Source organism: Capnocytophaga sp. G2, from assembly GCF_035282625.1.
Classification (GTDB): domain Bacteria; phylum Bacteroidota; class Bacteroidia; order Flavobacteriales; family Flavobacteriaceae; genus Capnocytophaga.
Genome location: NZ_JAYKBU010000004.1, coordinates 13,926 through 34,165, shown reverse-complemented (window position 1 = coordinate 34,165; position 20,240 = coordinate 13,926). Strand labels below are relative to the sequence as shown.

At 33.0% G+C, this 20,240-nt stretch carries 17 protein-coding genes and 1 pseudogene; 12 read left to right on the top strand and 6 right to left on the bottom strand.

The genetic code is table 11. The annotated features are described in order from the left end of the window. Positions 1-3: 3 nt before the first annotated feature. Positions 4-393: an HIT family protein gene (locus VJJ03_RS03465; protein ID WP_009746233.1), complete on the top strand. Its 390-nt coding sequence runs from the start codon at positions 4-6 to the stop codon at positions 391-393. A gap of 197 nt (positions 394-590) precedes the next feature. Next, a complete protein-coding gene (locus VJJ03_RS03460) occupies positions 591-2,399 on the top strand; it encodes a GNAT family N-acyltransferase (protein WP_009746232.1) in 1,809 nt (602 codons plus the stop codon). Positions 2,400-2,470: 71 nt separating this feature from the next. Here VJJ03_RS03460 and VJJ03_RS03455 read toward each other — a convergent pair whose 3' ends face one another. The 3 genes from VJJ03_RS03455 to smpB all read right to left on the bottom strand — a co-directional run bounded on the left by VJJ03_RS03455 (position 2,471) and on the right by smpB (position 6,003). Next, positions 2,471-4,585, bottom strand: coding sequence for a TonB-dependent receptor (locus tag VJJ03_RS03455; protein ID WP_323973868.1), 2,115 nt, complete (start codon positions 4,583-4,585; stop codon positions 2,471-2,473). Between the two features lie 239 nt (positions 4,586-4,824). After that, positions 4,825-5,529, bottom strand: coding sequence for a tRNA1(Val) (adenine(37)-N6)-methyltransferase (locus VJJ03_RS03450; RefSeq protein ID WP_323973866.1), 705 nt, complete (start codon positions 5,527-5,529; stop codon positions 4,825-4,827). Between the two features lie 6 nt (positions 5,530-5,535). Next, positions 5,536-6,003, bottom strand: coding sequence for an SsrA-binding protein SmpB (gene smpB, locus VJJ03_RS03445; RefSeq protein ID WP_009746229.1), 468 nt, complete (start codon positions 6,001-6,003; stop codon positions 5,536-5,538). Between the two features lie 131 nt (positions 6,004-6,134). Between smpB and trpS the strand changes: the two genes are divergently transcribed. From trpS to VJJ03_RS03425, 4 genes are all read left to right on the top strand, one after another. Further along, positions 6,135-7,106 carry a tryptophan--tRNA ligase gene (gene trpS, locus VJJ03_RS03440; RefSeq protein WP_323973864.1) on the top strand — a complete coding sequence of 324 codons (972 nt, stop codon included), beginning with the start codon at positions 6,135-6,137 and terminating at the stop codon, positions 7,104-7,106. Between the two features lie 15 nt (positions 7,107-7,121). Next, positions 7,122-9,038, top strand: a complete 1,917-nt coding sequence (locus tag VJJ03_RS03435) for an amino acid ABC transporter substrate-binding protein (protein ID WP_323973863.1) — start codon at positions 7,122-7,124, stop codon at positions 9,036-9,038. A 139-nt stretch (positions 9,039-9,177) separates the two neighbouring features. Beyond that, positions 9,178-10,362, top strand: coding sequence for an OmpA family protein (locus tag VJJ03_RS03430; RefSeq protein WP_009746226.1), 1,185 nt, complete (start codon positions 9,178-9,180; stop codon positions 10,360-10,362). A gap of 348 nt (positions 10,363-10,710) precedes the next feature. Continuing rightward, entirely contained in the window at positions 10,711-12,102 is a 1,392-nt protein-coding gene (locus tag VJJ03_RS03425) for a decarboxylase (RefSeq protein ID WP_009746224.1), read from the top strand. Positions 12,103-12,376: 274 nt separating this feature from the next. On the opposite strand, the pseudogene VJJ03_RS03420 reads toward VJJ03_RS03425, so the two are convergent. Beyond that, positions 12,377-12,499 (bottom strand): annotated as a pseudogene (locus tag VJJ03_RS03420) (IS982 family transposase); the annotation flags it as partial. 449 nt (positions 12,500-12,948) lie between these two features. Here VJJ03_RS03420 and VJJ03_RS03415 point away from each other — a divergent pair. The 6 genes from VJJ03_RS03415 to VJJ03_RS03390 all read left to right on the top strand — a co-directional run bounded on the left by VJJ03_RS03415 (position 12,949) and on the right by VJJ03_RS03390 (position 16,957). After that, entirely contained in the window at positions 12,949-13,644 is a 696-nt protein-coding gene (locus VJJ03_RS03415) for a MotA/TolQ/ExbB proton channel family protein (RefSeq protein WP_040358082.1), read from the top strand. Between the two features lie 2 nt (positions 13,645-13,646). Next, on the top strand, positions 13,647-14,036 hold the full coding sequence (locus VJJ03_RS03410) for an ExbD/TolR family protein (RefSeq protein ID WP_009746220.1): 390 nt from the start codon (positions 13,647-13,649) through the stop codon (positions 14,034-14,036). Between the two features lie 8 nt (positions 14,037-14,044). Next, entirely contained in the window at positions 14,045-14,905 is an 861-nt protein-coding gene (locus tag VJJ03_RS03405) for a hypothetical protein (RefSeq protein ID WP_323973858.1), read from the top strand. Positions 14,906-15,038: 133 nt separating this feature from the next. Further along, positions 15,039-15,950: a J domain-containing protein gene (locus VJJ03_RS03400; RefSeq protein WP_323973856.1), complete on the top strand. Its 912-nt coding sequence runs from the start codon at positions 15,039-15,041 to the stop codon at positions 15,948-15,950. After that, positions 15,934-16,209, top strand: a complete 276-nt coding sequence (locus tag VJJ03_RS03395; protein ID WP_009746217.1) for a chaperone modulator CbpM — start codon at positions 15,934-15,936, stop codon at positions 16,207-16,209. Before VJJ03_RS03400 ends, VJJ03_RS03395 begins: the two co-directional genes overlap by 17 nt. Before the next feature lie 37 nt (positions 16,210-16,246). Next, on the top strand, positions 16,247-16,957 hold the full coding sequence (locus VJJ03_RS03390; RefSeq protein WP_323973854.1) for a head GIN domain-containing protein: 711 nt from the start codon (positions 16,247-16,249) through the stop codon (positions 16,955-16,957). 1 nt (position 16,958) lies between these two features. Here VJJ03_RS03390 and lnt read toward each other — a convergent pair whose 3' ends face one another. Both lnt and VJJ03_RS03380 read right to left on the bottom strand, forming a co-directional pair. Further along, positions 16,959-18,548, bottom strand: coding sequence for an apolipoprotein N-acyltransferase (gene lnt / locus VJJ03_RS03385; RefSeq protein ID WP_323973853.1), 1,590 nt, complete (start codon positions 18,546-18,548; stop codon positions 16,959-16,961). Between the two features lie 21 nt (positions 18,549-18,569). Then, positions 18,570-20,087 carry an aromatic amino acid ammonia-lyase gene (locus VJJ03_RS03380; protein ID WP_323973851.1) on the bottom strand — a complete coding sequence of 506 codons (1,518 nt, stop codon included), beginning with the start codon at positions 20,085-20,087 and terminating at the stop codon, positions 18,570-18,572. Positions 20,088-20,240: the final 153 nt, after the last annotated feature.

The window sequence follows — 20,240 nt, the reverse complement described above, 5'->3', positions numbered from 1 at the left end:
AAAATGGCTTCTGTTTTTACAAAAATTATTAATGGAGAAATTCCTTGCTATAAAATAGCAGAGGATGAACATTGTTTGGCTTTTTTAGATATAAACCCTAATGCAAAAGGGCATACTCTTTGTATTCCTAAAAAAGAAATAGATAAATTTTTTGATTTGGATGAAAAATCATATCATCATTTGCTAGAATTTGCTAGAAAGGTAGCAATAGCTCTTGAGAAGGCGATAGAGTGCGAACGAGTAGGAATGGCTGTAGTTGGGCTTGAGGTACATCATGCTCATATACACTTAATCCCTATTTCTCGGATGAAAGAGATGACCTTCGAAGAAAAAGTGAGCCTGTCTCCAACAGAATTTCAAGAGATAGCTGATAGAATAAAATCCTTTATATAAAGTTTTTATTTTTTGAACTTAATTAAGATGCACTCCTGCAAGTATTATGTAAGAGTGTATCTTTTTGTTTATAAAATTGAAAGCTATAACTATTTTTTAGAAAAAAAAGTCTTATATTTGCATTTTGAAAAAGTGTTATTTCTGAAAAGGAGAAGAAGCTTTATCTTGCAAAATTATATAATGATTTACAATAACTTATGAGTTTAATCACAGCAAAGGAACTGGCAAAGGTTATCAAGTTAGATAAATTAGGATTTATAGGGACTTCCATAGGTTGGGGCCTTTTACATTTATTGCGTTTGGCTCCTTTGAATAAGATATATGATAAAAATAAGGATCTTCAAGGATTGGAATTCCTTAATACTTTATTGAAGGAGTTTAAGGTACATTATGAAATTCCTGAGGATGATTTACGAAAAATTCCTAAAGAAGGAGCTTTTATTACTATATCCAATCATCCTTTAGGTGGGTTAGATGGAATTTTACTACTAAAAATACTAATAGAGCAACGTCCCGATTATAAGGTGATGGCTAACTTTTTACTCACTAAGATAAAACCATTGGCGCCTTATATTATTCAGGTAAATCCCTTTGAAAATCACAAAGAAGTTTCTTCAAGTTTAATGGGATTCAAACAATCTATAGAACATCTGAAAGAGGGAAAACCTTTAGGTATGTTTCCTGCAGGAGAAGTCTCTACACAACCCAGTGGTAATATTTATGTAGATAAAACATGGGATAAGTCTGCCATTAAGCTTATTAAGAAAGCAAATGTCCCCGTTATTCCTATTTATTTTCATGCAAAAAATAGCCCTTTATTCTACCAATTAGCTAAACAAAGTGATACTTTGCGTACTGCAAAGCTTCCTTCTGAACTTCTTTCTCAAAAGAATAAGACTATAGGAATACGCATTGGTCGTCCTATATCACCAAAAACACAGGATGAAATAGAAGATTTATATGAATTTTCTAACTTTCTTCGTAGAAAAACTTACTTACTTTCTAATACTTATGAGCAAAAGAAACATTTCAAGTCTTTTGCTTCTATGATAAGAGTAAGTAAAGATGCTGATAAAGATCCACAAGAAATAGCCCCAGCAACTCCTCCTGAAGTCTTAGAAGAAGAGATAAATGCCTTGAGAGCCAAGAAAGTAACACGTCTTTTACAACATAAGGAATATGAGATTTTCCTAGCGAAAGCAGAGGATATTCCAAATATTCTTCATGAGATAGGTAGGCTAAGGGAACTGACATTTCGTGAAGTAGGTGAGGGAACAAATCTCTCTATTGATTTGGATGAATATGATACTTACTATCGCCATCTTTTCCTTTGGGAAAGTGATACTAAGCGCATAATAGGAGCCTATCGTATGGGGCTTGGGAGTGATTTTTTTGATTTATATGGCATTAATGGATTCTATACTCATAGTTTGTTTCGCTTCGAACCAGAACTTTATACAATGATGCGACAAACAATAGAAATGGGGCGTGCTTTTGTGGTAAGTGAATATCAACAGAAACCTATGCCCTTGTTTTTGCTTTGGAAGGGAATTGCATTAACTACCTTACATTTCCCTGAACATAAGTATTTGTTAGGAGGGGTGAGTATAAGTAATCAGTTCTCGGATTTCTCCAAATCACTTATGATTGAATTTATGAAATCCAATTACTATGACCCATATATTGCTCAATATGTAAAGCCTAAAAAAGAGTATAAAGTAAAGCTCAAGGACGCCGATAAGGATTTTATATTTGATGAAACACAATCTGATTTAAATAAGTTTGATAAAATTATTGATGAATTAGAGCCAGGAAACTTACGTTTGCCTGTGTTGATTAAGAAATATATTAAGCAAAATGCAAAGGTAATTGCTTTCAATGTAGACCCTCTCTTTAATAATGCTGTAGATGGACTTATGTATATTAGGATAGATGATCTCCCGGAGAGCACTATTAAGCCAGCTATAGAGGAATTCCAATCTCAATTAGAACGAGGAGAATTTTAAAAAAAGAGGCTGTCCCAAAAGGGTAGCCTCTATTGATAAGGAATAAACTTAGTTGGAATACATTTTAGTAATTAGAAAGAGAGAACTACCCCAACCATTCCATTGGCTTCTGCAGCAGGAAAATATAAAGGGGTACCTTTTTTATATCTTCCATGGGAAACATACTTCCTGTTTAGCAAGTTATTTCCAGTAATAGAAAAGAGTACAGATTTAAATACCTTTCTGGGGAATATCTCATAAGAAATATTTAAGGAATGAATAAAGAAGTCCTCTAACTTAGCATTATCTTCATTCTCATTGGTTAGATATCTTTCTCCTATATATTTAGAATTCAGGCTCATTTGTAGGTTTTCAATAGGAATAAATGTAAAAGTATTTCCTATTACCCAATTAGGAGAAAAGGATATATCTGTATTGCCCAAGTTAATTTTTTTAGTAGGATTGTTGGGATCCTTAATTGTATAATCAATATTTTTATTTTTACTATAGGATATGTTGGGATTCCATACCCATTTTGGGCTAAGAGTAATGTTAGCATCTATTTCTATTCCTGTGCGATAGCTCTTTCCACTGTTTTTTCTTAGAGAGTATCCTGTATTGCTAATATCACCGGTGAGTACTAATTGGTCTTTGTATTGCATGTAGTATAAGGAAGTATTTATTTTTATCTTTTCAGCAATATATCTCCACCCTAATTCAAAATCATTTACTTTTTCTTCTTTAGGAAGTTCTGCTCCATTAGAGATGTTTCCAGCATATTCTTTATAATCACTTCTGTTAGGCTCTTTAGTAGCATGAGCAAAAGAAAAGAAGAATTTGTTCTTTGAATTCATGTGATAACTAATACCTGCTTTGGGATTAATCATAGGAACACTTTCATCTATATCTACTCTTTTGATAGTAGATTTAAAGTTAACATATCTATATTGAATATCTCCAAAAAGATTTATTCTTGGAGAGACTTGCCAAGAGAGTTTTGCGAAAGCAGAACCTTCTTTTTTGTTGCCGTATACAACAGGAGAAGGAATCTCTTTGTATGAGGCAACTGCATTTTGTGTCCAGATAATTTCATCATAATGCCTGCCTTCGTATACGTTTCCTGCTCCACCTAAAGTGAAGTCTATTGTTTGTTTGCGGTAATTAATAGAGAAAGTTGTCCCATAGAAATCATTATCTAATTGATAACGTATAACGAAATTACCTTTTGTATCACCCCAATTATCCATTTGTTCCCAATAACCTCGTCCTTTAGTATAGTGGAAAGAAAGGTTAGTATACCAGAAATTTCCCCATTTTTCACTCCAATGTAATTGGGAATGGTCTTGCTGGTAATTATCGGTTTCATTATCATAGAAATAAGTTTTCCCATTGATAGTATATTTTCCAGCAGGATTATATCTTCTATCTTTTTCTAATTGTTCAGCACTGATACCTTTGTAGGTAAGATAAGTTTTTTCCTTACCACCAAAAATAAGTCCTTTAATAAGAGTTCTATCATCAGAATAAGCTCCTTGTAAGAAATAGGATTTTAGGTCAGAGGATGCTCTATCAATATAACCATTAGAGTTGATTTTGGAAAAACGTCCAGAAATTTCGAAATAATCATTAAGTTTCCCTGTAGATAGCTTTACAGAATGTTTATGAGTAGTATATGCTCCAAAATAGTTAGCAATTTCTCCATAGGGTTTTTCAGAAAGTCCTTCTGTAAGTACATTAAGGCTTGCACCAAAGGCAGCAGCACCATTAGTAGAAGTTCCCACACCACGTTGTACTTGGATACTCTCGGCGGAAGAGGCAAAATCAGAGAGATTATACCAAAAAACTCCTTGTGATTCTGAATCATTATAAGGAATTCCATTAATAGTTACATTAGTACGATATAAGTCATTTCCTCGAATGAATAACGCTGTGGCACCATATCCTGCTCCGTCTTCAGAATAAGAGACTATATTAGGGAGTCCTTCTAGAAGGATGGGGAGTTGCTGTCCAGAATTCTTTTGTTGAATTTCTTTTTTGGATACATTGGAGAAACTCATAGGAGTACTCTCTTTTGCACGAATACCTTGGATGACTACAGCATCAAGTTGGATAGGATTCTCTCTAAGGGAATCTTTGCTAGTGGAAGTCTCTTGAGCAAATAAGTGAAGAGAAAACATCATTGTTCCACATAACAATACATTTTTCATTGTAAAAATATTTTTTACAAATAAAAGAGGCTGTTATTTGTTTGTTAAATAAAAAGGCTTATCTTTGCTACCCAGATGCAAAAATAAGCCACCAATTATAGTAATTAGACTTTATTTTTCCTTTGACTGCATTACCAGCCTAAGTTCTATGGGTATAATCTCAGCTTTTTACAGCACCCCTTTGAGATACTGCAAAATTACGATTTTTTTTAAGATGGAGAAAGTATTTAGGAGTATTTTTAGAATTTTAAATAGAAATTTTTGGTAAGTTCTTGATACTCCTTTGTATATAAGTGTCGTTCTTTTTCAATAGTGAGGACTTTAATAAGTGGATTTATCTTCTGTTCAAAAGAGAAGAGGAGTAGACTACGCTTAATAGGAGTATTTATGTTCCCTTTAACATGAAGTATATCAGAGGGGTATAGATTATCTTTTTGAGCCAATTGTTTAAAAACGGATTCTTCTTTGTAAGGAATAATTACGGCAAATGTTCCTATAGGAGAGAGTAATTGTGATACACAATAGAGGAGTTCCTCAAAAGGAAGTTCCAAGTTTGAACGAGAAAGAGAGCGTTGAAAATTTGGAGATAATACTTTTTCAGTGAAAAAAGGAGGGTTGCTTATAATAAGATCATACTTGTGCTTATCTACTTTTGAGAAAATACGTATATCCTCTTGATAAACTGAAATTCTGTCCTTCCAAGGTGATAAAGATATATTCTCTCTACATTCTTGAGTGGCTTCAGGGGTTATTTCTATAGCATGAATATAAGCAGTAGGAAATCTTTGTGCCATCATAAGAGAAAGAATACCTGTTCCGGCTCCTATATCTAAAATTCTTTGAGGGTTATTTGAAGCAGCCCAAGCTCCAAGAAGAACGCTATCTGTCCCAATTTTCATAGCGGAATATTCTTGTTTGACGGAAAATTGTCTGAACTGAAACATTCTTCTTTAAATTTGTTTAAAATCCTTTTTTATGCGATCTAATTGCCGCTTATTATCCCTTTCTTTAATAGTTTCTCGTTTATCATATAGCTTCTTACCTCTTACTAAAGCAATTTCCATTTTAGCCAACCCTTTCTCTTGTATGAAAATTCTTAAGGGCACTATAGTAAGACCTGTATTCTTAACCTCTTTGTGGAGCTTTCTAAGTTCTTGTTTTTTTAAGAGTAATTTTCGTTCACTTTTAGGTTTGTGATTGTAATAGGTTCCCCAAGCATATTCTTCAATAGTCATATTGATTACAAAAAGCTCTTCCTTTTCATTGAATTCACAGAAACTTTCTACAATGGAAGCCTTTCCTAATCGAATAGATTTGATTTCAGTCCCTTTAAGAACAATGCCAGCGATATACTTATCTAAAATCTCATATTCAAAATGAGCCCGTTTGTTTTGGATATTTATATTGTTATTTTGCATAGCTAAATAGATAAAATGATTTGTCTAACGGAAGGTGCAAAGATACGTTATTTTTATGTAAAAAAGCTTCTATGTAAATTAAAAATTGTACTTTTGTGCCTTATAAGGAAATATTATTAGGAATAACAATTATGGCACGTGTACTTACAGGCATACAGAGCACAGGAACTCCACATTTAGGAAATTTGTTGGGGGCAATTCTTCCAGCCTTACAAATGGCAGAGAATCCCAAAAATGATTCATTCTTTTTCATTGCAGATCTTCATTCACTTACACAAATAAAGAATGGGGCTCTTCTTCGACAAAATACTTATGAAGTGGCTGCTACCTGGCTATCTTTTGGTCTTGATTATCAACGAGTTACTTTTTATAGGCAGAGTGATGTCCCCCAAACAGCCGAATTAGCGTGGTATTTAGAGTGTTTTTTTCCTTATCAGAGGCTTACTTTGGCACATTCTTTTAAGGATAAAGCAGATCGTTTGGAAGATGTTAATACAGGTCTATTTACCTATCCAATGCTTATGGCAGCAGATATACTACTTTATGATGCTCAGATTGTTCCTGTAGGAAAGGATCAACTTCAACATATTGAGTTTGCTCGGGATGTGGCAGGACGTTTCAATTATCAGATGGGAGAAACGTTTGTCCTTCCTAAAGAAAGTGTTAGGGAGGATATTATGATTATTCCAGGAACTGATGGTGAGAAAATGAGTAAATCACGACGTAATTTCATTAATATTTTCTTACCAGAAAAAGAACTTAAAAAGCAAATAATGTCAATTCAAACAGATAGTACTCCATTAGAAGCGCCTAAAAATCCAGATACTTGTAATGTATTTGCCTTATATAGGTTATTAGCTTCCTCGGAACAAATTAAGCAAATGGAAGTTAATTATAAGGGAGGAAATTATGGATTTGGACATGCAAAAACAGCTTTATATGAGCTTATATTGGAGAGATTCTCTCATCCGAGAGAAAAATTTGCTTACTATATGCAACACCTTTCGGAGGTAGATGATATTTTGAAAGAAGGAGCTAATAAGGCATCTATCATTGCTGAAGAAACTTTAATAAGAGTACGTAAAAAATTAGGGTATTTATAAATAAAAAAACAGGAAATGAAAAAAATATTACTATTATTATGTCTTGGTATAAGCTTTTCGATTTGGTCACAACCCAAACAACACAATAGCTATACAGTAAAGGATGGAGATACTTTAGAAACAATTGCTAAGATTTTCAGAGTATCCCCTAATGATATAAAATCATTAAACCCTTCTCTGGAAAAAGGATTACAGAAAGGGATGCTTCTTGTGATTCCAGGTAATGAAGTAAGTTATTTTAATAAGAAACAACCTACAGGGTTTGAGATACATACGGTAAAGGAGGGAGAAACACTTTATGGGCTTGCTCAAAAGTATAGTATTTCACAAGATGATTTGAGACGTTATAATATTGTTCTTTATAAGAAAGAACTTCGTAAAGGACAAGAACTTACTATCCCTCTCTACAGGGAAGCTCCTAAGGAAATCACCAAAGGTAAAGAGGGATTAACTAAATATATTGTAAAGCCAGGAGAGGGCAAGTGGCGTATTGCTCAGAATTATGGGATTAGTCAAGAGACTTTGGAAAAATTAAATCCTAACATGCCTAATCCTTTGAAAGAGGGGACTGAGATATGGGTGCCCGCAGGAAAGACAGGAACTCCTGAAATAGGAAATGATAATAAATCTTTAGTACTTTATCAAGTGGAAAAAGGGGAAGGATTTATGAGTTTAGAGCGTAAATTTGGACTTTCTCAAAAGGAATTAGAAAAACTTAATCCAGAACTTAAAGATGGAATAAAATTGGAGGCACAAATATGGATACCTAAAAATAATTTCATGGATTATGTAGCTACTTTAGGAGGAGTTTCACAGGAAGGAATATCTAATGCCGTTGATGCAAATCCTAAAATAAGATCAGGAATGCATCCGGCTAATGCTAAAACAATTTCTTTTGTATTACCTTTCCGAGTGAATAATATTCAAGCGGGGAATGTAGCAGATATTAAAATAAAATTACAAAAAGAAAAAATTACTGCTATTGCTTCTGATTTCTATTCTGGAGCACTTATTGCTTTGGATTCTTTACAAAAAATGGGATTCTCTCTTACAGTGAATGTGTATGATAGTAATGGGAATCCCCAAGGAGTAAAGGCAATTTTATCCAGTGAGGCTTTAAAGAATTCACAGGTAATTATAGGACCTTTTTCTCCTTCTGCTTTTAATGCTTTGTCTGAAGGAATCTCTACAGATAATACAGCTATATTGGCACCTCTTTCTAATAAGAATATAGAATTAAGACCTAATGTATTTCAGACAGTGCCTACGATAGAAGTGCAGCAAAATAGTATGATTAGCTTTGTAAATCAAAAATATCCTGATGCCAATATAGTATTACTTTCTGATGCTAAAAGTAAAGATATGAATGAGAAGCTCTTATCCTCTTTTGGGCGAGCTAAAAATGTAGATAATATTCAAGCAGTACAGAAAGCATTGGTAAAGGAAGCAACGAATATTGTGTTTGTTTCCTCTGATGATGTTGTGTTCCTTTCGGACGCTATACGAATTTTATATAATATAGCAGGAATCTCAGGAAAGAATAAGAATTATAACATTATCATGGCGACCTTGGATAAAGGAGATGCTTATGACCATAATAGTATTTCAAATACACAACTTTCAGCTTTGAAATTTACTTATCCGGCAGCTAATAGATATGCAGGAGAGACAAATCCTTTTATAAGAAAATATTATAAAACATATAAAATTTCTCCAAGTAAATATGCCTTCCGGGGATTTGATCTTACTATGGATGCGGTTCTACGAACAAGTATAGAAGGGAACTTTATAAAAGAAGCAAATATAGGGGAAACATCTTATCAGGAAAATAAATTTCAATATATGAAAACCTCTCACAGAGGGGGAGGATATGAAAATCAAGGAGTTTATATCCTTCGTTATGAGGATTTGCAAGTAAGTGAAATTTACTAAATGAACAACTAAAAAATCATAAAATAGAATAGAGGTAGGATAAAAAGATAAAAATATTTTTGGTAGGAAAAAAAAATGTTTTACCTTTGCCCCACGTTTGATGAAATTTAATTAAGAATTTTATTTTAAAATCACATTTATGAGAAAGCAAATTTTAGCTTTGACAGCTTTTGTAGCCTTGGGTGCAAATGCTCAAGAATACAACAAATGGTCGATAGATGTAAATGGAGGAGTAAATAAACCTGCTCGAGAATTTACATCAGGGTATTCGACAGAGACACCTAACTTTTGGACAGTTAACGGAGGAGTTCGTTATATGTTCAATAATAAGTTTGGTTTGCGATTAGGAGGAGGTTATGATAAATTTGTAGAAAGTGATGACTCTCCTAAGTTTGATTCCAATATTTGGAATATTAACTTACAAGGAGTAGCTAATGTTGGTCGTGTACTTTCATTTGAAGATTGGACACGCGATATTGGCTTATTACTTCACACTGGGGTAGGTTATGGACAGTTAAGTGGTAAGAACTTTGATGATCCAGATAACTTAGCTTTTGTAACTTTAGGTCTTACTCCACAAGTGCGTCTTAGTAACCGTATTTCCTTATTAATTGATGGTTCTTTTTATTGGTATGCAAAACAAAATAGAACCTTTGATGGATTAAGCAATGTATCCCACTCTGGATTTAAGGGAGTTAATTTTACAGGTACAGTTGGTCTTCAAATAGCTTTAGGACGACACATGATCCATGCTGACTGGTATAGTGAAGGCAAAGAGCTTGAAAGAAAGCTTCAAGCTGCTGAAGAACGTATCGCAAAGGCTGAAAGTGATGTGGCTTCTTTAGCTAAGAAATTAGATGAAAAAGAAGATAGAATGATAGATACCAACGGAAATCGTATTCCTGATGAAATTGAAAACTATCTTAATGAAAAATATGGAAACTCAGCTAATGCCCAAAATTATGCTACAGGTGATACAGCTCGTGATCTTATTGAAAAAGGATATATTAATGTATACTTCGATTTCAATTCTTCAAAACCACAAAAATCTTCTTTGTGGGCAGCAGATTTCGTAGCTAATTACTTGAAACAAAATTCAGGATCTAGTGTGAATATTGTAGGATATGCTGATGAAATTGGTGGAGAAAACTATAACCAAAAACTTTCTAACAAGCGTGCTGAAGCTATAAAACAATTGTTAGTGGATAGAGGTATAGATGCATCTAGACTTTCTTTCGAAGGAAAAGGAGAAGACAAGACAGTTAATGTGAAAGCTCCTAATGCTCGCCAATTGGCACGTAGAGTAACTTTTGAATTAAAATAATTTAAAAGGAAAATCTTTGAAAACCTTCCCTCTTGGGAGGGTTTTTTTTATGAAAAAAATTTTCCATTTTTGTAGAAAAGTATTATATTTGCCCATTGATTTTTCAACTAATTTATTTTTACAATTTATTAATAATCAATGAAAAAACTTATTGAGCCTCCCTCAATTTCTTTTTCTATAAGATTTTCTTTACCTTACTTAGGAGGTAGAGAATCTTTCTTTTTCTATATTTTAAACACAAAAAATATACTTCAAAGATCAAATAATAAATATTCTCCTTTAAGAATTTGAATTTTATTTTCTATTTATTCTAAACTATCTTATCAATAAAATAAATATGTAAATAAAATGAAAAATAAATATATAGATCTGATAGATCAAACTTACTATTTTCCTCAAGAGGAATTTACTTTAGAAGGGGATGAACTTCGCTTCCATAATATTGACCTAATGGAACTAGTTCGCCAATATGGTGCTCCATTGAAGTTCATGTATCTGCCAAAAATTTCAGAAAATATTCAACGAGCCAAACGCTGGTTTGAAAAGGCTATTAAAAAACACAAGTACAAAGGAGATTATAATTATTGTTATTGTACTAAGAGTTCTCATTTCAAACATGTAATGGTAGAAGCTCTAAAGAATGACATCCACATGGAGACTTCTTCAGCGTTTGATATTGATATTATTAATAATTTAATAAAAGAAGGATTTCTAAATAAGGAAAATTATATTCTTTGTAATGGTTTTAAAAGAGATGCATATATAGATGGAATAGCAGATTTAATTAATAGAGGTTACGATAGATGTATACCTATTATTGATAATTATGAAGAAATAAATCTTTTTGACCAGAAGATAAAAGGAAAATATAATATAGGGATTCGTATAGCTTCAGAGGAAGATCCTCGTTCAGAGTTTTATACCAGCCGATTAGGAATTGGATATAAGAATATAGTCCCCTTTTATAATAAAGAATTAAAAGATAACAAGAAGGTGTCACTTAAAATGTTACATTTCTTTATTAATACAGGGATAAAAGATAATGCTTATTATTGGAATGAGCTCCTTAAGTGCTTGAAAGTGTATATTCAGTTGAAGAAAGTAGCTCCTGAATTAGATAGTCTTAATATAGGAGGAGGATTTCCCATAAAAACTTCTTTAGCATTTGAATATGATTATGCTTATATGGTAGACGAGATAATTCGTCAGATAAAGATAGCTTGCGATCAAGAGAAAGTACCTGTCCCTAATATTTTTACAGAATTTGGCAGTTTTACAGTAGGAGAAGCAGGCGGAGCTATTTATGAGATTATGTACCAAAAACAGCAAAATGACCGTGAGAAATGGAATATGATAAATTCATCTTTCATTACAACTTTACCTGATACATGGGCTATAAATAAGCGCTTTGTATTGCTTCCGATTAATCGTTGGAATGATGAGTATGAACGGGTATTCTTGGGAGGACTTACTTGTGATGGAGATGATTATTATAATAGTGAACAAAATATGAATGCAATTTATTTACCTAAGTATAATAGAAATAAACCCTTATATATAGGATTTTTCAATACAGGAGCCTATCAAGATTCTATTGGTGGGGTGGGGGGATTACAGCATTGTTTGATACCTCAGCCTAAGATAGTGCTTATTGATAAGAATAAAAATGGTGAAATTATCTCTAGACTTTTTATGGAGCAACAAAAGGCAGAAGAGATGCTCAAGATATTAGGGTATTAATTGAAGAATTTTAAGAGGCTGTCGGAAAAGGATGGCCTCTTTTTATTATCTTTGTCCTATAGTATCTCTACTCAAAAAATGTATATTTCGTTTTGACTTTTGGTATATTTCGTTTTGCTGATTATAGTTCATTGGCAGTTTCTTGAGTTTGTTTAGTAAAATATCCATCTTCTTTTGGAGGTATTTCTCTTTAGCTTATTAGATATCATTACTGGAGAACAGCCTATAATTGAAGCAAGTTACCTTAATGAATATTAGTAACTTGAGCCCACCTAAATGATTTAGCATAATTACGTTTTATCATAAATCGGTCGCATAACTGCAAAAATAAAATCTCTATTCTTTTTCGCTTCTTTCTGAAAAGATCAAATTGTGGTTTATAATTTTTTTGATTACTTACTTCTAAATTAGGTGTTTTGTTTTTTCTTCTCTAATAACTTCGTATTGGCGGGAAAGGCTAAAAAATATAATTCTTATATATCGTTTAGGAATCAAAAAATCCGAGAACTTTCGTAACTCGGACTTTCGTGAAAAAACTAAACAATTATAAGATTATCTTCCATGAAGCAATTTACTAAAAAATTACCTACACTAATTTGTCAAACGATGAATAAATATATTCTTTATTATTTCGGTGCAAAGGTATGAATATTTTCTGAAATAATAAGTAGTATTCATAGATAAAAAAAAGTTAAATTTTTGTATAGGATGATTAAAGAAAAAGAATTGTTATAAAGTGTTAATATCATTATAGTTTGTAGGATAAAATGATAAAATATTTAAAAATAATTTTTCTTTATAAGAAAAGATGTACTTTTGCTATTTAAAACAGATAAAATTATAAGTATGTTATTTTTACAAACAAATCCACTAACAGAAGGAACTCAACCTACAACAGAAATGAATGAAGAAAGCCTCTCTATTATGCAACTTATTTTTGATGGAGGACTGGCTAATACCATTATTATTGGTATTCTGTTTTTGATGCTTGCTACAGCTCTCTATATTTATTTTGAGAGGACATTTGCTATTGGTGCAGCAAAGCGAATAGATACTAATTTCATGAATGTAATTCGTGATAATATTTCTTCAGGTAGAATAGACGCTGCTAAGAACCTTTGTTACCAATATAATAGCCCTGTGGCTCGTTTGGTAAGTAAAGGTCTTTCACGAATAGGAAAACCTATAGATGATATTCGTAAAGCTATTGAGAACGCAGGCTCTTTAGAGGTATACAAATTGGAAAAAAATGTATCACTATTGGCAACTCTTGCAGGGGTAGGTCCTATGATAGGTTTCTTAGGGACAGTTGTAGGTATGGTGATGTCTTTCCATGCAATGGCAACAAGTGGAGGGCAGGCCGATATGACCATTCTCGCAGGAGGTATTTATACAGCGATGACTACTACTGTAGCAGGGCTTATTGTTGGAATTGTAGCTTATTTGGCTTATAATCATTTGGTAATGAGGATTAATAATGTAACTCAAAAGCTTGAAGCTACTACAGTTGATTTCTTAGATATGTTAAACGAACCTGTTTAGATATGAGTATTAAGTCAAGTAATAAAGTATCCCCAGAATTTAGTATGTCCTCAATGACAGATATCGTATTTCTGTTATTGATATTTTTCATGCTTACTGCTTCCAATAATCCTAAAGTATTGGATATGTTGTTACCTAAAGCACATGGAAAATCATCAAGTTCACAGAATGTATCTGTAAGTATTAATAAGGATTTACAGTATTTTATTAATAATAAAGTGATAACTCCATCGGAGATGGAAACAGAGCTTAAATCAGCTTTAAATGGGGTAGAAAATCCGACAATTATTCTTCGTGTAGAGGAAAGTGTTCCTATAGAGAATGCAGTTTTAGTGATGGATATAGCTAATCAAAATCAATACAAACTTATTTTAGCCGTTCGCCCTAAATAGGATATATTATGGTGTTAGATACAGTATATAAGCAAAAATCATTTGTCATTACTTCAATAATTATGGGACTTGTTATTTTATTGTTGTTATTGGCAAAAATGACTACCTCTAATACGCTCCCTCCTGATGAGGAAGAAGGGATTGCTATTACTTTTGGAACAGATAATAAAGGAATGGGAGCAATCAATCCTCCTAAGTCTGTAGAGCCTGCTGTATCTCATTCACAACCTACAGAGAGACCTCAAGAAGTGGAGAATACACCTGAGAGACAACCTTCTGAACAAGTACTAACACAAGATACAGATGCAGAAAGTGTAGTAATTCCTAAGAAAGAAAATAAAAAACCTAAAAGAGAAACTCCTAAACCAGAGAAAACAACTCCTAAAAAAACAGAACAGAGACCCTCTTCTTCTACAACAGATGCTCTATCAAGTGTATTAAATTCCTCTGTAAAAAATCCAAGAACAGGAACAGGAAATGGGAATCAAGGAGATGACGGTGTTGCAGGTTATAAAGGGGATCCGAAAGGAGATCCTTATTCTAATAGCTTTTATGGAGGAAATGGAGAAGGTTCAGGGGGAGGAGCAGGAAAGGGATGGGGACTTAATGGACGTAAATATATAAGTGGAAAGAATATGAAACAAGAGTGCAATGAGTCGGGTTTTGTAATTGTACGAATAGAAGTGGATAGAACGGGCAAAGTAGTTAGGGCTAAGGCAGGAGAAAAAGGTACTACAAATAATGCTCCTTGTCTGTTGGAAGCAGCTCAGAAATCAGCATTGACTTATCGTTTTAATTCCGATGAAAAGGCTCCACAAACGCAGATAGGTTTTCTAGCTATAAACTTTAAATTAGGAGAAGGAAAATAATTCTATAGGAAGTCTCTATAGTTTCTATAAGAAGTATTTAAAGATAGTGATATTAAAATTAGTTTCTAAATTATTTAGTTTTATTCAATAAATTGTAGTATATTTGTCACATCATAAAAAATAATAAACTTAAATGGCATATATTGATTACTATAAGGTATTAGGTGTAGATAAGTCTGCTTCTGCGAAAGACATAAAAAAGGCTTACCATCAACTTGCTCGCATACATCATCCAGATATGAATCCAAATGATAAAACAGCAGAGCAACGATTTAAACAAATTAATGAAGCTTATGAGGTATTAGGGAATCCCAAAAATCGGGCTAAGTATGATAAATATGGTAAGGACTGGCAACAGAGTGAAGCTTTTGAAAGAGCCCAACAACAAGGAGGAAATCCCTTTGATGGTTTTGAAGGAGCTACCTATACTAATGCAGGTGATTTTTCGGATTTTTTTAAGGAGATATTTGGTCAAGAAGCAGGTTTTTCCAGAGGTAATTATGGCTCAGCTTATGGAAAGTTTAAGGGGCAAGATTTGCAAACAGAACTCACTTTAACTCTTAGAGAAGCTGCAACTACCCATCCGAGAACATTTACAGTTAATGGAAAAAATATTCGAATCACATTGCCTGCAGGAGTTCAAAATAATCAACAAATAAAACTTAAAGGTTATGGAGGAGAAGGAGTAAATGGTGGGCCTAATGGTGATTTGTATATAACCATTAGGGTATTGCCAGATCCTATCTTTGAGCGTGTAGGAAATGACCTGAGGACAAAGGTAACAATTGATATGTATACAGCCATCCTTGGAGGGGAAGTACAAGTGGCTACTCTTTCTGGAAAGGTGAAACTAAAGGTAAAGTCCGAAACCCAACCAGGAACTACTGTCCGTCTAAAGGGGAAAGGTTTCCCTGTATATAAAGGAGGTACATTTGGAGATTTATTTATTACATATAGTGTGGAACTCCCTAAAAATTTGACAGACAAACAGAAAGAACTTTTTGAACAATTACGAAAATTACAAGAAAATGGAACAGCCGCTTAAAATATCAAAAACAAAGATAATTAGACTCTATAAAATAAAGTCGTCTTTTTTCAATGAATTGGTGTCCAATGGACTAATAAAAACAGAGAGGATAGATAGAGTTACTTATGTACATTATGATCAATTACCTGCTCTTGAACGTTTTGTAAATTGGCATTATGATCTTGATATTAATGTGCCTAGTATGCAAATTATTCATCGTCTGTTAGAAAAAATTCGTTTATTACAGGAGGAAAATCAAAAACTAAAGAGAAGGTAATATTTTTTATAGAAGAAATCTTAAATATTTATATATCATGAAAAAAGTAATTGTATTTTTATTTTTTTTAATTTTTTTCTCTGTCAGTTGTGGACAAGATATTGTGGGAAATAGGATAATTATTTCAAAGGAGCGAAAAGTGCCTACTTACTCTCAGATTAAAATAACTGGAAGTGGAGATGTCATTTTAACAGACGGGCAAGTGGGGCATCTTATTGTAGAAACCTCTGAGAATATAGAACCCTATGTACTTACAGAGGTAGAAAGAGGTACCTTGGTGGTGAGATTGAAATCGGGTCACACTTATAGATCTATAAAAAAATTAAAGGTTTATGTGCCTGTTGATCAGAATTTTAATAAACTAACGATGTCAGGCTCAGGTGATGTTGACTCCTCAAAGGAATTGGTACTGAATGATTTGACTTGCCACATGTCAGGTAGTGGAGATTTAGATCTTTCTCTACGAGCAAAATCATTAAATATTTCTATGGAAGGTAGTGGCGATATTGAACTTAAAGGGAATGTGGATACTTTAAAAGCAGATATTGTAGGTAGTGGAGATTTGGAAGCTAAAAAGCTAAAAGCTAACAAGGCAACACTCTCTGTATCAGGCTCAGGTGATATGGATATTTTTGTCTCACAGGAACTTAGTGCAACTATTTCAGGTTCAGGTGATGTTACTATAAGTGGGAATCCACAAAAAAGAGATACTAAAATAAGAGGGAGTGGTGATGTGAAATTCTTATAGGTTATACTTCGCTTCGTTTTTTAAGAAAAGAAGTGAGTAGAATTCCTAATCCTATAAAAACACTGATGCGTGCTATATAATCTCCGTAACGAACATAAACGGTAATTTTGTCATTGGCAAGGATAGTCTCTCTTAGGCTTCCTTGCTTTTTGTATGCCAATTGTTTTATGATATTACCACGTTGGTTAATGAATGCTGAAGTACCTGTATTAGCACTCCGAGCAATGCTTTTACGCGTTTCGATTGCTCTGAGACGTGTATAACTGAGTAATTGCTTATGTCCTTGAGTATTTCCCCACCAAGCATCATTGGTAAGTACTCCTAGTAATTGAGCTCCTTGTTTTACATACTTAGTTATATATTCTCCATAAACGGATTCATAGCAAATAACAGGAGCCACTTTTTCTCCTTCTTTTGATATAAAAACGGTAGGCATTTTCTGGGTAGTTTTCACCGCTACAGTTCCTCCTAAATCTATCATTATATCTCCTAAAATAGGCTTTAGGATGGATTGAAAAGGCATATTTTCTACTCCTACTACCAATTTAGATTTGTGATAAAAATTTATTTCCTTAGAACTATTAAGTAGGAATGCACTATTATAATCATTGAACCAATAATCTTGGTAGGGATTGTAATTGCTTTGTGGGGTAATCTTATCTTTGTCATTAATTACTTGAAAAATAGAAACACCTATTACCCAGTTCAATTGGGGATATCTTTTTAAGAAAGATCTGAAAGAATCGGTTTCCTTACTATCAAAAATATCATTTAGGTTATTGACTTCTTGAGATATTACTGTCTCTGGAGTGAATATAAAATGAGTGTTTTTGCTAATTTCTTCTTGAGTAAGTCTAAGCAAAAGGGTTATAGTTTCTCTATTGGAAAGTGTATATTTTTCAGAATAAGGATCTATATTAGGTTGCAATACGACTATCTCTACAGGTTTTCCTTTCTCTTTGTAATAGGTATATATCCACAATGAGCAACTTATTGGTATAATGATAGTTAATCCTATTCCACAAATTCTTCTATAAAGTAGAATTTTATCTCTGATTTTTATAAAAGATAGGAGGGTATAGAATGTCAGTATATTTACTAATAATATCCAAAGACTTCCTCCAAATATACCGGTATATTCATACCATTGTATCCAGGCGATATTTTCTGAAAATACATTTCCTAAGGTGAGCCAAGGCCAAGAGAAATCCCAATGATGATGAAATTTTTCAAAAGCTATCCAGATTGTTATAAAGAAGATACTACTAATTTTGAAAGTATTCCTTTTAGCGACTAAATGATAAAGAAGGAAAACTAAAGACATCAAAAGGCTATTAACCAAAATAGCAAATCCAGCCCCTAATTCTGTTGAATTCCATATCCACCAAGTTGTGATAGTGTTCCAAATAAAGAAACTAAGATAGGAAAGTAAGAAAACTTTGCCTTTACAAGATTTCCCTGTAGAACGTAGCTGGTATTCCATTAAGAGTAATGGAACAAAAGCTATAAAGATAAAAGGAGAAAACCCATAAGTAGGCCAAGCTACAGCCAATAGAATTCCTGAGAGAAATGCCAAAAGTAAATTTTTCATTATAGAATATATAGACAAAACTTAAGAATTAGACTTTAAAAATGTTTTCACTTTTTCCAAAAAGGGATATGGGGTAATATCTTCCGAGAAGAAAGGAATGATTTTACGTATTTCTTGATACCACTTTTGGGTAGTGGTTGAAAATTTTTCTTTATTTCCCAAGATATCAATCGCTTGTGCTATAGTAATGGCTTCTATAGCCAATACTTCAAAAGTATTTTCAATCACCTTATGCGTAATCGTGGCTGCATTGGTACCCATACTTACAATATCCTGATTATCATTATTGTTAGGGATACTATGTACATACATGGAATTTGAAAGGGTTTGATTTTCAGCAGTTGTGGAGGTAGCTGTGAATTGTATTCCCTGCATACCAAAGTTAAATCCTAATTTTCCTGCATTAACAAAAGCAGGAAGAATTTCATTAATTTTAGGATTAAGTAGGTAATTTAATTGTCTTTCACTAAGCATACTAAGGCGAGTGATAGCTAATTTTAGTTTATCCATTTCTAAGGAAATATAATCACCATGAAAGTTTCCTCCATGATATACTTGTTGTGTTTCTAAATCAACAATAGGATTATCACTAGCTGAGTTAAATTCATTAGTTACAACTTCCTTAGCGGAACAAATAGTATCATAGATTGCTCCTAATATTTGAGGGAGACAGCGCAAGGAATAATATTCTTGAACTTTATCCTTGAATACAGATTCCTTATGTTCTCCTGTATAAAGATGTTCAGATCGTTTTCTGGTGAGAAGGCTATCAGAGAGGTAATTACGCATTTTCAGGGCAATAACTTGCTGTCCGTGATGTTTTTTAGCAGCATTGAGTTCTTTTGAAAAATGATCATCATAGGTTTGAACCAGTTCATTTATAGCAATGGAGAGTTTAATAGACCATTCCAAAAGAAGAGAAGCATAATGGACATTAATAACAGCAATTCCTGTCATGACGGAGGTACCATTCATCAGAGCAATGCCTTCACGTAAGTGAATTTGCAGAGGTTTAAGTCCTTCCTCTTTGAAAACCTCTTTTGTGGAACGTCTTTTTCCTTTATAGAAAACCTCTCCCTCTCCAATAAGTACTAAGGCTAAGTGAGCTAATTGGACTAAATCACCACTAGCTCCTACACTTCCATGCTGAAATATTAAAGGAGTAATATCTCTATTAATAAGTTCCTTCATAAGATGGATAAGGGAGATATGGACACCTGATTTTCCTAACGATAGTGTATTTAATCTGCATAGAATAGCTGATCTTACTATCTCGGGAGAAAAATATGTTCCCATTCCAGAAGAATGACTATGGATGATATTGTATTGTAAGGCTAATTGATCTTTTTCTTCAATTCTATATTGAGCCATAGGTCCAAAACCTGTATTTACTCCATAAATAACTTTATTTTTAGAAAAATCTTTCAGGAAATTATAACTGTCTATTATGATTTTTTCTGTTTTATGAGAAATTTCCACTTTTTTATGGTTAAAAAGAATCCCTATAAATTCATCAAAGGAGATTGAATATTGTTCCATGTCTTGTAGGTGTTTATTTTTTATATAGTTTTCTCAAGCAGGAGCAAAGTTAGTTAATTAAAGTTTATTGAGCAAGAATCGTAAGAGAATTATTTTCTTATATTGGGAATATATTATATTTTAATAAGAAATATAATTCCTAAGTGGGTGTGA

Excerpts from the sequence above, each read along its gene's own strand:
- trpS (WP_323973864.1), top strand. The coding sequence starts at position 6,135 with ATGGCACGTGTACTTACAGGCATACAGAGCACAGGAACTCCACATTTA.
- VJJ03_RS03395 (WP_009746217.1), top strand. The coding sequence starts at position 15,934 with ATGGAACAGCCGCTTAAAATATCAAAAACAAAGATAATTAGACTCTAT.
- VJJ03_RS03415 (WP_040358082.1), top strand. The coding sequence starts at position 12,949 with ATGTTATTTTTACAAACAAATCCACTAACAGAAGGAACTCAACCTACA.
- VJJ03_RS03405 (WP_323973858.1), top strand. The coding sequence starts at position 14,045 with ATGGTGTTAGATACAGTATATAAGCAAAAATCATTTGTCATTACTTCA.
- VJJ03_RS03455 (WP_323973868.1), bottom strand. The coding sequence starts at position 4,585 with ATGAAAAATGTATTGTTATGTGGAACAATGATGTTTTCTCTTCACTTA.
- smpB (WP_009746229.1), bottom strand. The coding sequence starts at position 6,003 with ATGCAAAATAACAATATAAATATCCAAAACAAACGGGCTCATTTTGAA.
- VJJ03_RS03450 (WP_323973866.1), bottom strand. The coding sequence starts at position 5,529 with ATGTTTCAGTTCAGACAATTTTCCGTCAAACAAGAATATTCCGCTATG.
- VJJ03_RS03410 (WP_009746220.1), top strand. The coding sequence starts at position 13,647 with ATGAGTATTAAGTCAAGTAATAAAGTATCCCCAGAATTTAGTATGTCC.
- lnt (WP_323973853.1), bottom strand. The coding sequence starts at position 18,548 with ATGAAAAATTTACTTTTGGCATTTCTCTCAGGAATTCTATTGGCTGTA.
- VJJ03_RS03460 (WP_009746232.1), top strand. The coding sequence starts at position 591 with ATGAGTTTAATCACAGCAAAGGAACTGGCAAAGGTTATCAAGTTAGAT.
- VJJ03_RS03425 (WP_009746224.1), top strand. The coding sequence starts at position 10,711 with ATGAAAAATAAATATATAGATCTGATAGATCAAACTTACTATTTTCCT.
- VJJ03_RS03390 (WP_323973854.1), top strand. The coding sequence starts at position 16,247 with ATGAAAAAAGTAATTGTATTTTTATTTTTTTTAATTTTTTTCTCTGTC.
- VJJ03_RS03380 (WP_323973851.1), bottom strand. The coding sequence starts at position 20,087 with ATGGAACAATATTCAATCTCCTTTGATGAATTTATAGGGATTCTTTTT.
- VJJ03_RS03435 (WP_323973863.1), top strand. The coding sequence starts at position 7,122 with ATGAAAAAAATATTACTATTATTATGTCTTGGTATAAGCTTTTCGATT.
- VJJ03_RS03465 (WP_009746233.1), top strand. The coding sequence starts at position 4 with ATGGCTTCTGTTTTTACAAAAATTATTAATGGAGAAATTCCTTGCTAT.
- VJJ03_RS03430 (WP_009746226.1), top strand. The coding sequence starts at position 9,178 with ATGAGAAAGCAAATTTTAGCTTTGACAGCTTTTGTAGCCTTGGGTGCA.
- VJJ03_RS03400 (WP_323973856.1), top strand. The coding sequence starts at position 15,039 with ATGGCATATATTGATTACTATAAGGTATTAGGTGTAGATAAGTCTGCT.